Genomic DNA, 13,098 nt, shown 5'->3' with positions numbered 1-13,098 from the left:
CTATTTTAAATAATTTATGCTTACAGTAGCCAGTTCAGAGTTTGGAAACTTGGTTCGGTGATCAAGATCAATAGTCAGGCCGACCTCCCTGATCACTTTATCAAAACTGTCTACCTCAAGTATGTATTGATCTGAAAATCCATGAGTCGCTTCATACGCGGAACTGGCTGTTTTCCCAAGATTAGCAGCTGTGAGCTTAGGATCTAATCCATGCAGCTCAATTACGATCAACCCAAACTTATCAATGTAGGGTTTCCATTTATTAAAGTGAGCCTTCAAATTGGCCTCAACATCATCATTGCTAAGTAGTCGGCCTTTTGAAGCGAAGGCTCCAGTGGATATACTGGTTTCTGAGATTTGCTCATCAGTGTCCTCCCACATTCTGTTGTGATCAAGGAAAGTTCGAACATTCAAGAGGTTGGAAAGATCCATCTCATAGTTTTCTTTAAGGTCATGGGCCAGCCTTTCCGGATTTCCAATATCTCCCCAAATCACTTTTGCCCATACATCCGCATTGATCAAATTTTCTCGAGTGACCTTTAGAGCTGCCTCATTGTAATCGGCACCTACCAGGAACAACGGATACTCATCAAGCATCTCTCCTCTTTTCGTTTTATGATATACTACATCAAAAATGTGGATGAGAAACGCTCCATTTCCACATCCCATATCCAAAATACCTTTTGGCTGCTCATCAATGGGTTTGTTGAACAAGTCGATGATGATATCATCCACTTTCTCAAAGTATGCAATATGTGCCCCACCGCTCCCCCACACATTCATCTCTCGATCCACGCCTTTTTCTTTCTCACCCTCCGAAACCTTCAAAATCTCTGGATTTCCAAAAATTAGCTCGTCCAGATTTCTAAAAGTAGGAATGTATGAAACAGTTACCCCATAAGCAGATGAACGCTTGGCAAAGAATAACCCTTTCTCTGTGAATTTGTAGGTCGTGTTTTTCTTTTCAAACCAACCCAGGTGCGTAAAGAAGTCGAGGATTTGCTCAAAGCTCTCCGGATCCTGGTGATATTCTGCCGGACTAAAGGACATTTCCATAAAGTATTTATGAAACATTCCACCCATTCCTAATTGAACGGTACTTGGTCCCACCAAAACACCCTCAATGTGCTTTAATATTTGTCCCTGAACTTCTTTTTCAATTTTATCATCCGAAAGGGGGAAGTAGCCATTCATGAATTTCTTCGCTATCCGATTCCATACTTCAAATGGTTCTTTCTCGAACTTGCGAGGGTGGTACTGAGCAGAAAGCTTCATCAACTCTACCACATCTTTGAAATATAATAGGTTAGCAAACGCTTTTTCACTCTTTTCATTTGTAGAAATAGTGACCTTCTGAGTTGCGTTATCTACCTGATATTCCAACCATCCCTGACAAGCGATCAGCCGAAGAGCTACATTTAAATATCCTTGATTGGCCTTAAAAAGATCGCTTAGCTCCTTAAGATCGATACTCGACGCTTTAACAATTGGGTTAAAAACTCCTTTCTGGTAAAGCTCATAGGCAACCGGCGCAATGGCGATTCCATCCAGATGCCGGAAAAGCTCACTTCGATATGTTGCGTTCCTTTTCTTAATTGAATCCATAGTGTTAGTGGCCTGAAAATTATCTTAATTATCCTTCTTAGCAATGATTCTTTTTATCCCTCGTGACATGCTCCTGCCTATTGCCTAATTTTGCGCCTCAATTTGATCATTATGACGCTGGAGCAGGAAATAGGCAGACGCAGGACTTTCGGAATCATCGCCCACCCCGATGCAGGTAAAACAACCCTCACGGAGAAATTGCTACTCTTTGGAGGTGCCATCCAAACCGCAGGAGCTGTGAAGTCTAACAAAATAGACATGGGTACCCGTTCCGACTGGATGGACATTGAGAAACAAAGAGGTATCTCAGTGGCCACTTCCGTAATGGGATTCGAGTACAAAGACCTGAAAATCAATATTCTGGATACTCCGGGTCACAAAGACTTTGCAGAAGACACGTACCGTACCCTAACCGCCGTAGATAGTGTAATCATGGTGATCGACTGTGTGAAAGGCGTAGAGGAGCAGACAGAGAAGCTGATGGAGGTCTGCCGTATGCGAAACACTCCTGTAATCTGCTTCATCAACAAGCTGGATCGAGAAGGACAAGATGCTTTTACGCTACTCGATGAAATTGAAGAAAAACTAGACATCAAAGTTCGCCCCATGAGCTGGCCGATTGGTATGGGTAAAACGCTTCGTGGTGTTTATAATATTTATGAAAACAATGTCAATCTATACGAGCCCAACAAGCAAAAACGTGTAGATGATGTAGTGAACATCAAGGGAGTGGATGATCCGGAATTGGACAAGCATTTGCCGGAATCATTGGTGAAAGAGCTTCGTGAAGAAATTGAGTTGGTAAATGGAGTGTACGACGAGTTTGATGAAAAAACCTATTTAAGCGGCGAGGTGGCACCTGTTTTCTTTGGAAGTGCGGTGAATAATTTCGGGGTTCTTGAGCTCCTGGATTGCTTTACACAAATCGCTCCTCCACCAAAACCAAGAGAAACGGAAGAACGGGAGATTAAGCCTTCTGAGAAAAAATTCTCCGGATTCATTTTTAAGATCCACGCAAACATGGATCCGAAACACCGAAACCGAATTGCATTCGTTAGGGTGTGTTCAGGAAAGTTTGAACGTGGCAGCAATTACTATCATGTAAGAGACGACAAAAAAATTCGCTTTTCAAATGCAACTGCTTTCATGGCTCAGCAAAAAGAAACGGTGGAAGAAGCATTTCCAGGTGATATCGTAGGACTTTATGATACAGGAAACCTAAAGATCGGAGATACCCTGAGCGAAGGAGAGAAAGGATTCTATAAAGGCATTCCGTCATTCTCTCCGGAAATGTTCCGAGAGGTGATCAATATGGATGCGATGAAGTCCAAACAGCTGGATAAAGGGCTGAACCAACTAATGGATGAAGGTCTCGCGCAGCTTTTCACGTTTGAGCTGGGCTCCAGAAAAGTGGTGGGAACGGTTGGTGCACTTCAATTTGAAGTACTGCAACACAGACTTTTGAATGAATATGGCGCCAACGCAAAGTTTGAGCCTGTCAATATTTACAAAGCGTGCTGGATCAGCTCGAAAGAACCGGGCAAACTAGATGCATTTATCAAAGACAAGCAGCGGCATATTGCCAAAGACAAAGAAGGTAAGCTGGTCTTCATGGCAGAATCTAAGGCATGGTTACAGATGGTAGAGGATAACTTTCCTGATATTGACTTCCATTTTATCAGTGAATTTTAACAAGCGCGTCGCTGACCCAATATGAATAAACCAATTGTTAAATACGAAGACAATCATCTACTAATCGTGGAGAAGCCAGCCGGATGGTTGGTGCAGGGAGATGATTCCGGTGATGGTACATTGACCGATTGGGCTACCGAATACATTCGAAAAAAATACAACAAGCCTGGTAATGTTTTTTGTCAACCTTGTCACAGACTCGACCGCCCTGTAGGTGGACTAGTAATATTCGCTCGTACTTCAAAAGGGTTAGAGCGGATGAACAAATTGTTTAGGGATCAGGAAATAACGAAAACTTATCTTGCAGTGGTGGATGGCGCACCGAAACACCCTGAACAGGAGCTTGTTCACTGGCTGGATAAAGATGGAGGTAAAAACAAGGCGCATGTTCGAAAACCCGGAAAAGGAAATGCCAAAAAAGCTTTGTTGAGTTATTCAATGCTGGCCTCTCTCGGTAAGGTGTCTCTGTTGGAAGTAAAGCCAAAAACCGGACGTCCTCATCAGATCCGAATTCAAATGCGGGAAAATGGTACATCCATTCGAGGGGATGTAAAGTATGGCTTTAACAAACCTAATGCTGATAAAAGCATTGATTTGTATGCGTACAAGCTAGAGTTCGTACATCCGGTAAAGAATGAACCGATTAAAGTGATCTCTAAACCAAAATGGCCGGATTTCGAAGCATTTATTAAAGAATTGAAATGAGCTGGATTGAAAAATTAAAAGATAAGTGGGGCCTGGAAAGCAACTGGCAATTGGTGATCATTATGATTGTATTTGCCTGTACTGGAACTACCGTTGTATTAATCAAAAAGCCGTTGATCAATTTACTTTTTGAAGATGGTGTTCGTCCACTCTGGTTTCAGATATCCTACTGGGTGTTAATACTCCCAGTTTACAATGTCATCTTACTTTTTTACGGATTCCTCTTTCGACAATTCGACTTCTTCTGGAAGTACGAGCAAAAAATGCTTAAGCGCTTTGGCATTAAAGTGAATGCTGACAAAGAATGAAGCGATATCGAAGCTAAATAATCTTGGATCGGCTGATCAGCCGTTTTCTTTTTATTGTGATTTTTTTGGGGAGAGGTGGTGTATTCAAAGTAGTGATCAGGCAAGCAAATTTTACCTGAATATTGAGAATAAAGTTCAAGGTATAAATCAGTCGACAGTCGACAGTCGACAGGTTAACTTTGAAAAATATCCAGTAAAATATTCACTATTTAAATCGGCCTTCGATCAGGTCATCCACCAAATCAACATAGGCAATTCATTCCTTACCAACCTCACTTTTGAAACCACGATAGAAACGAATCTGAACCTGGAAGAAATCTTCCAGTATTCTCAAGCTAAGTACAAACTGCTGGTGCCTGATCAATTTGTTGTTTTCTCTCCTGAGACGTTTGTGAAAATTCAGGATGATCACATATACTCCTATCCAATGAAAGGAACCATCGATGCTTCGATCCCTAATGCTGAGCAGACCATCCTCACTGACCCAAAAGAAACAGCCGAACATGTCACCATTGTGGATTTGATAAGGAATGATCTCAGCCAGGTAGCTAAAGAAGTGCTGGTCACAAAGTTTCGATACATCGACCACCTGGAGACTAATGACAAACAGTTGCTACAAGTAAGCTCTGAAATCAAAGGGTACCTTGGAAGCAAATGGAAAAGAAGTCTAGGAAACATTTTAGCCAAGCTTCTTCCTGCTGGTTCTGTTTCCGGAGCGCCGAAACCTGAGACCATCAAAATCATTCAGCAAGCAGAGTCCTACGATCGAGGATATTACACAGGTATCTGCGGACATTTTGATGGGGAATCATTGGATACAGGTGTGATGATTAGATTCATCAAACAAGAACAAGATCGAATGATGTTTTGTAGTGGTGGTGGAATCACTTCATTTAGCGAAGCAGAAAAAGAATACCAGGAAATGGTGGATAAGGTGTATTTGGCTATATAGAACATTAAGAGACCTCCGAAGTTTTGAAAACTTCGGAGGTCTTATTGAAGAAGGTAGAAAAAAGTTGATTTACCTCCCCTCTACCCAGGAACCTCCTGCTTCTACCACTTTATCAGCGATGCTTTGCGCTTTGATGCGCTGCGCTTCCAGCCTTGCCATCATGTCCGTCCACTGCTCCTTAATAATGCGCATGGTTTCTTCGTGAGTTTCAGTTGGACCGTAAGTAGAAGTTGTGATTCCTCTATTCAATGCAAATAATCTCGCGCCAATCGTAGGTCTGCTCTTTTCACCAACCTGATTTTTAGCAGGATTACCATTGAATTCAGTATCCAGCTTTCCTAATTCACTTCGAAGTGTGGCAACCTCAGCTAAAACTTCGCTACTCACATTCGCATGTCCTGCAGCTTTATGGAGCATGTCTGCCATTTTCATGGTTTTCGACAACTGGATGCCCAGCTTGCCTACATCCCTGCTCAGGTCCTCATATGCTCTCCAGAAGGCAACCACTTCGTCCATTGGATTTCCTTCCAGCGTCCCTTCGTACAATGGCTCTACCGCTACATTCACCGGGCCGGCAATCTGACTAAAGCTTCCTCTTTCATATTTATGGAGGGTAGCTGTGTAAGTGCCTGGTGCACATAGAAGCCCGTTGACATTACCAAAATCACCTTCTAAATCAACAACCTTTGTTACCCCCACTCGTAGATTCCAAGCCACACGATTGAAACCCTTCTTGTTGGTCGCCTTCACTCGATTGACGATGTTTCCAGCCTGATCTTTGATCTCCAGATAAACGAACGGATCCATTTCTCTTGTCTCGTCCTCCAGTGCATCCCAACCCGGGAATGGAATATTACCAGTTTTTCCTTTCTCACTGGCTTGCCTTTGCTCCTCCAGGCTATTGTATTTGTCTTTTAAGTAATAGGTGAATACAGCTCCAAAATCAGGATTAGGTGCCACATAAAGTTGCGATCCTTGAGACCCTCGCTTATCATCGAAGCTCAACACCGGACGTTCAACATACCACCATGCTTTTCGGGGTTCAAACAAAGTAGCTTCCTGGCCAATCTGATTTTTATTCACGTTTCGAAGTGCCGAATAGTCATCCAGGATATAAAATCCTCTTCCAAATGAAGCGGCTACCAAATCATTTTCTCTTCGCTGAATAGCTAAATCCCTGAAGGAAATCGTAGGAATACCACCTTTGAGCTCAGTCCAGCTTTGAGCTCCATCAACTGTGAAATACACACCAAACTCAGTAGCAGCAAACATTAGGTCTTTATTGACATGATCCTGTACAATTCTCCAAACCAGATTCTTGCTTCCAAGACCATTCTCTATTCTTGTCCATGTTCTTCCTTTATCTGTACTTTTCACCAAATATGGACGATAGTCACCTTCCTTGTGGTTATCTAGTGCCACATACAGCGTGTTTTCATCAAAAAGATCTGCCTTCACATCATTTACATAGCATCTGGATGGAACTCCCATCGCACTCACTTCGACCTTCCTCCAGTTTTGGCCCTCATCTTCGGTCACCTGAATGAGTCCATCGTCTGTACCAATGAAAATGACTTGCTCGTTCTGCGGAGAGACGGCAATAGAAGTGATCGTGTTGAAATTAGACATAGCTCCCACATCCCAAGGAGAATCCCAGCTCTGAGTTCCTCCCATGATTGGTAATGCCAAACGCTCTTGATCTCGAGTCAAATCACCCGATAATGCTGTCCAGCTATCACCTCGGTTTGTCGACTTCCACAATCTTTGAGATCCATGGTAGATGGTCGCCGGATCGTGTGGTGATACCAAAATAGGTGCATCCCAATTGTATCGCTCAAAGTCTTCGTCCGGGCCAGGTTGAGGCATAATGTCTGTTACTTCACCTGTCTTCAGATCAATTCGGGAAAGCGTGCCTTGTTGCCGCTGACCATACATGATGTTTGGATTTCCAGGTTCGGTGGCTGGCTGGTGACCGTCCCAGTTTAAAACAACTTGCCAATCGGCGTTTCGGATGCCGTGCAGATTATCTGTCCGTGAAGGACCTCCCTGTGTACTGTTATCTTGAGTACCACCATATACATTGTAAAATGGTTCAGCATCATCCACTGCTACTTTGTAAAACTGGGTGATCGGAAGGTTTTCCATGTATCTCCACGTAGCACCCAGATCAAAACTTTCATAAACACCACCATCTGTTCCAACCATCACATAATTTGGATCAGACATTTTAAACGCCACCGCATGATTGTCACCATGCTTTGCGGTTTCGTCCATGTTTTCAAAAGTCTTTCCTCCATCTTCTGATTTCATAAGCCTGTTATTCATCATATACAGGCGATCAAATTTGTGAGGAGATGCATATATTTCCTGATAGTAATGAGGTCCTGTGGCTCCTGCTACTGCATCAGACATCTTCGTCCAACTGCCACCTCTATTTGCTGACCTCCACACACCTCCGGTCGTTCGGTTCAGTTCAATAGCTGCGTACAATACATCCGGGTTGATGGGTGAAATAGCTAAGCCTGTTTTTCCCCATTTGCCTTCTGGCAGACCCGTTTTTAGCTGAGTCCAGGTATCTCCACCATCTTCGCTTAGGTATAATCGTGATTTCTCACCTCCACCCATCCAGGCAGCAATGGTTCTGTGGTGCTCCCAGGTCACTGCATACACTCTATTAGCATCTCTTGGATCAACAACCATATCTGTCACTCCGGTGTACTGATCATCACCTAGTGTCTTTTTCCAGGTTTTGCCACCGTCGGTTGATTTAAAAAATCCACGATCGCCTCCAGGGCTCCAAAGTGGTCCTTGTGAAGCGACATAAATGACATCTGAGTTGTCCGGGTGTACAATAATTTTAGAAATATGTTCGGAGTTTTTCAGCCCCATATTGGTCCAACTGGCTCCACCATCAGTACTTCGGTAAATGCCATCACCGAAACCGGCATGTCTACCTCCTACATTTTCTCCGGTACCGACCCAAATCGTGTATGGATTGCTCGGATCAATGGTGACACACCCAATGGAATACACGGGCTGATCGTCAAAAATGGGCTCGAAAGTGGTCCCTGCATTGATGGTCTTCCAAACACCGCCTGAGCCAACAGCCACATACCAAACATTTTCATTGGTAGGATCAATGGCCAGGTCTGCAATACGTCCTGACATGAATGCCGGCCCAATGTTTCTGAATTTTAGATTTGAGAAAAGCTCCGAATCAATCGGTTTCGTAGCTGAACTACTTGACCTTCTTTGAGCTTCAAGAGTAAAAACGGTTCCTATCACAAACGATAGGAGCAAAAGTGAGGATAAACGCTTCATGATTTTAAGGTTTAGGTTTCTTCTAAGTTAGGCAGAAATCAAAATAGACACCACACGCATATTTATTGACGGCTTTAAAGCTATGAGAATGGTAATCATAAATTCCATCCAAAAAATCGTCAGAAACAGGTGATCAGCCGATGTATCCGATTGGGGCTCAGGCGTTTTGTTAGTAACTTTGCGCTTTCAACCCAAATTATGCAATAAGCATAATTTGCCCAAAGGGCAGACGAAAGCTTTGCTTTGTCTGGGTTACCCTGACAAAAATTTTCAAAAAGGAAATTTTTCGTCAGGGTTCAAAACAAAAAACATTCTCGTGTTAGGGGTGTTTGCTTGAAAAAGAAACATATACGCATGATTATCAGATACAAATTTGAGAATAAGTTAGACAGGGAGTTTGCGGCTGCATTACGAACAAGAGTAAATGCATACTTTCAGGATAACCAAATCCAAAGAAATGCAAACAGCCAAATGATCATCAAGACCATTTCTGTTTTGGCTATGTACCTGGTGCCTTACTTCCTATTGATATTGGCTGGTTTCACAAATCTCTGGTTACTCATGGGACTTTGGATGCTGATGGGTATTGGCAAAGCATTTATCGGAACAACCATCATGCACGACTCCATTCATGGTTCTTATTTTAAAAATCAGACCATGAATAACCTAATGACTTTTTCTGCAACCATAGTCGGGGTAGATAAGCTCATCTGGCACATCCAGCACAATGTACTTCACCATACATACACTAACCTTGAGCATTCTGATGAGGATATTTTACCTCGATTTGTATTCAGGTACAATACCAATCAGCCTCACAAATGGTTTCACAAGTTTCAACACATTTATGCCCCAATATTTTATTGCGTGCCATTATTGGAGTGGATCACAACTAAAGATTTTGTCAAGGTATTTGATTACAGAAGAGACGGACTGATCAAGAAAAAAGATTTTCCAAAGGAACTGACCAAAGTAATCCTGAGAAAGGTGTTTTACTGGGTGGTGTTTCTTGTTCTTCCAGTTATGCTCATTTCGGTTCCTGCATGGATCACCATTCTCATGATATTTGCTTCTCACTGCATTACTGGGATCATGCTCGCCATGATTTTTCAAACTGCCCATGTAGTAGAGCCTGCTGAGTTCTTCGAAGAAGAAGATGAGCGTGTAAAGCACAGCTGGGTAGCACATCAACTGAAAACTACCTGCAACTATGGCATGGACGATAAAGTGCTATCTTGGTTTTTGGGAGGGCTAAACTTTCAGATCGAGCACCACTTATTTCCAGATATTTGTCACGTGCATTACCCGGCTATTTCCAAACTAGTGCAAAAAACTGTCAAGGAATTTGAACTCCCTTATTATGCGTTTCCTTCTTTTGGTGCAGCGGTGGCAAGCCACTTCAGACACATGAAAGAAATGGGAAGTGCCAAGGATTTGAAGGTGCAGGTTGCTTAAAACATCCAATTATATTCCCTAATTAATTCAAAATGACGCCAATAGTCTCCTCATAGGAGAAGGAAAAGTTGGACTGTGTTAATTCTTTCATTTTGAATTGATTAGTAGAATTCCAATACCCACCCCAAACCCCTCCAAGGAGGGGATTTTCTAATTCAACATCACAAAAGCACCCCAATAATAGGGTTCAGGGAAGGTTTCTCTGAGCTTTTTTTGTGCGGCAAAGAATGCCTGTTCTTTCGGCTTTCCTCCCATCCATTCTTTATAAAAAGTTGTCATCAGTTGCATGGTGGCTTCATCGCTCACTTTCCACAGGCTCATAATTACTGATTCTGCGCCTGCTACCTGAAAGGCTCTCTGCAATCCATAAACTCCTTCACCGGATTTTATTTCACCCAATCCCGTCTCACATGCACTCAGCACTACTAAGTCTGTATTTTTCAGATCCAATGTAATCACTTCATAAGCAGTCAGAACGCCATTATTAGTCGTATTTACCTCATTTCCTTGTGTAGCTTCGGTCATCGTTTGTTCTGCGTTTGCGAGCATTAGTCCAGATCGAAGTAGCGGGTTGTCTTTAGCCTCACTTACCTCAACACCAAATACCTTTTCCCCGGAAGCTTGACTCTCCGGCAGGAAAAACCCGTGAGTGGCCACATGCAACAATGACGGAGATTTTATTTCTTTGAATTGCTCCTCTGTTGCCTGATTCTGCATATAAATATCGGTGGCGAATCCTTTTGTCCTGGTAATCTGACTTGCTGCCTCGATCTCTGCTTTTGTCCCCGGAAGAGCAGCTAATAACCCCTTTGCACCAAAGTCAGGATATCCAAAGAAATCAGCTCGCTTGGAGGCAAAACCATCTTTCTTAGACTTGACTATATCCCTCGTGCTAGTGTACAAATGAAGGTCGAACGCATCTGAAACATAGGATCCATCCGGTCGCTGGAGTGCGCCAATATTGACCTGAAAATAAATACCGTCAAGAGATAAATGCACATTCTCTTTCCCGCCTAGCAATTCATCCACAGGTTGCCAAAATTTATCATAAGTGATACGATCCTTGGCCTTTACCTTGATCATATTCAGGTAAGCTTTGGCATACTTAGTATCTAACTCCTGACCATCCTCAATAACCACAAGATCAGGGTGAACCGTATTTAACTCGGCAATAAGAAAGGCGTATTGTTTTTGATCAGTAAACGTATTTTCAAACACAGGGTATCCTATGATTTCAACCGCAGCATCTTGTGGCCCTAATTTGGCTTTCACATCAGCCAGGGTAGTAGAAGGAAGCTTATTTGATTGCGCAAACGCAGTAGAAAGTTTATTCAACTCCTTTTCTAACTTATTGGCCTTTGCTTCCACTTCTGCCAGATCAATTTTTTGCTCTTGAAGTTGCGATTTCGAAAACGAGTAATAAAGCAAAAGGTTTTCTTTAGCTTCAACCCATTCCCGATAGGTATTTTTAAGATCCTCATTGTCACTGGAAAGTATCTGTTCCCTCACTTTTGAGGATGCGCTCAATAAAATCCCCTTAGTTTTCAAGTGCAGGTTATACATATCTGTCAACAAAGAAGGATCGGTTGACCCCTGGTCAACAGCATAGGCATAAAATTTCAATATGGAAGGTCTGACTTTCGCCCAGTACTGCCCCTTCTCATACTCACTCATCGCACCGAAGTATTTCTCAACTAGCTCCAGATTCGTATTTATCACTTGTTGAAACCGTGACTTTGCTAAAGGATATTCTTTCAATTTCCATGAAGTAACGGCTAGATCCTCCAAGGAACTTAGAAAATCAGGGTGTTGCTCGCCAAAGAATGAACGATAGGTTTCGTTCACCTCTGATAAAGTCGTTGATGCATTCGCATAATCACCTGACGCTAAGTAGTACCTTCCGAGATTATGCTTGGTCTTGATATAAGCTGGGTGACTTGTTGAATATTTTCTTTCAAATATGCTTAGTGCATCATTCAGCAACTCTGGAACTTCTCCTGGCTTTCCTGATTCCATCAAGGTAGCAGCCAAAGCATTTTTTATATTCCCAACGTCAGTTTGATTTTTGGCGAATCGTTTCTCTTTCAGTTCAATGATCTCTCTAAAAACACGCTCTGCTTGTTCATAATTCCCAGAGCTGTAATAGATCAGCCCTTGATTAATCTGAAAGCTTACATTATCTCGCCCTTTTTGTCTCAATTCACCGGAAGCCATGTCAATGGCACGCTGAATCGCTGATTTAGCCTCTTCATACTGACCAATTTCATTGTAAAGCAATGCCCTGTTACTAGTAATTATCGCATGTGAAAGAGATCCAACACGATCATTTATCCGAATGATTTCTTCTGCTACATTGAAATAATTTTCAGCCTCTGTAAATCGTCCCTGGGACTGTGCTATTACCGCGTGATTGTTATTTAGCGATGCTAATGCAATGCTATTTTCACCGATATGTTCATTGAAATACCTGGTGGTTTGGACGATAAAGTCCTCCGAAAGATTGTATCGGCCCTCGGCGTGAATAACAATGGAAATATTAGCGATGGTTTTTCCAAGTGCATATTTTTCAGGCATACTCATAGTGTCAACATCTACCAAATCAGCAATTTCAAAGGCTGAATCAAGTAACACCTCAGAGTAAGACAATTCGTTAGTCAACAATCCAAGTGCTTCCAAAAAACTCAGGTTAGCTGACCATGGATTGACATAAATTAATCGCTCTCCGGTCCTGTTTGCATCAAACGCTTGTTCATATATTTCTAAATCTACTGCCTCTATTCCTTCTTCCTCATCTTCATAGTTCTTAGCCAAGGTCAGTAGAATACTTTCTTTTCCTTCCCTGTTTGCAAAAAAAGATGCCCTACTCCCTTGAGAAAAAATATAATTGTAATTGGAGGTATCCTTTATTAATTGCTTGTTTCGAAAATCCTCCATCCGATCATCTTTGTTGATTAAAGACTCTGAATCCACATCTTCGACCTGATCTTCTACTGCTTCTTTCAATTTTTTGAAAAAACTTTGTGAATAAGAGATGGTGCTTATGCAGAGTAAGCAAATAAG

Annotated in this window: 8 protein-coding genes; 5 read left to right on the top strand and 3 right to left on the bottom strand. The window is 42.3% G+C overall.

Annotation, left to right across the window (positions count from 1 at the left end; all coding sequences use genetic code 11):
• Positions 1 to 1,605, bottom strand: a complete 1,605-nt coding sequence (locus ACQK2H_RS04140) for a class I SAM-dependent methyltransferase (RefSeq protein ID WP_425390208.1) — start codon at positions 1,603 to 1,605, stop codon at positions 1 to 3.
• A gap of 111 nt (positions 1,606 to 1,716) precedes the next feature.
• On the opposite strand from ACQK2H_RS04140, the gene ACQK2H_RS04135 reads away from it, so the two are divergent.
• From ACQK2H_RS04135 to ACQK2H_RS04120, 4 genes are read left to right on the top strand one after another with little or no spacing between them, the layout of a single operon-like run.
• Positions 1,717 to 3,297: a peptide chain release factor 3 gene (locus ACQK2H_RS04135; protein WP_425390207.1), complete on the top strand. Its 1,581-nt coding sequence runs from the start codon at positions 1,717 to 1,719 to the stop codon at positions 3,295 to 3,297.
• 21 nt (positions 3,298 to 3,318) lie between these two features.
• A complete protein-coding gene (locus ACQK2H_RS04130; RefSeq protein WP_425390206.1) occupies positions 3,319 to 4,002 on the top strand; it encodes an RluA family pseudouridine synthase in 684 nt (227 codons plus the stop codon).
• The gene (locus ACQK2H_RS04125; protein ID WP_425390205.1) at positions 3,999 to 4,310 is read left to right on the top strand and encodes a DUF6787 family protein; all 312 of its coding nucleotides are present in this window, start codon (positions 3,999 to 4,001) and stop codon (positions 4,308 to 4,310) included. The genes ACQK2H_RS04130 and ACQK2H_RS04125 overlap by 4 nt, the downstream gene beginning before the upstream one ends.
• Complete coding sequence (locus ACQK2H_RS04120; RefSeq protein ID WP_425390204.1) at positions 4,294 to 5,262, top strand: aminodeoxychorismate synthase component I; 969 nt, start codon at positions 4,294 to 4,296, stop codon at positions 5,260 to 5,262. Before ACQK2H_RS04125 ends, ACQK2H_RS04120 begins: the two co-directional genes overlap by 17 nt.
• Before the next feature lie 69 nt (positions 5,263 to 5,331).
• On the opposite strand, the gene ACQK2H_RS04115 is transcribed toward ACQK2H_RS04120, so the two are convergent.
• Positions 5,332 to 8,583 carry a VPS10 domain-containing protein gene (locus tag ACQK2H_RS04115; RefSeq protein ID WP_425390203.1) on the bottom strand — a complete coding sequence of 1,084 codons (3,252 nt, stop codon included), beginning with the start codon at positions 8,581 to 8,583 and terminating at the stop codon, positions 5,332 to 5,334.
• Between the two features lie 354 nt (positions 8,584 to 8,937).
• On the opposite strand from ACQK2H_RS04115, the gene ACQK2H_RS04110 reads away from it, so the two are divergent.
• Entirely contained in the window at positions 8,938 to 10,038 is a 1,101-nt protein-coding gene (locus ACQK2H_RS04110) for a fatty acid desaturase family protein (RefSeq protein WP_425390202.1), read from the top strand.
• Between the two features lie 150 nt (positions 10,039 to 10,188).
• Here ACQK2H_RS04110 and ACQK2H_RS04105 read toward each other — a convergent pair whose 3' ends face one another.
• Positions 10,189 to 13,041 (bottom strand): CHAT domain-containing protein, encoded by a 2,853-nt coding sequence (locus ACQK2H_RS04105; RefSeq protein ID WP_425390201.1) that lies wholly within the window; start codon positions 13,039 to 13,041, stop codon positions 10,189 to 10,191.
• Positions 13,042 to 13,098 lie beyond the last annotated feature (57 nt).

It is taken from the genome of Ekhidna sp. (genome assembly GCF_965228795.1).
GTDB lineage: Bacteria > Bacteroidota > Bacteroidia > Cytophagales > Cyclobacteriaceae > Ekhidna.
Note: the sequence above shows the minus strand (reverse complement) of the source record. Positions and strands in the feature narration are given on the sequence as shown.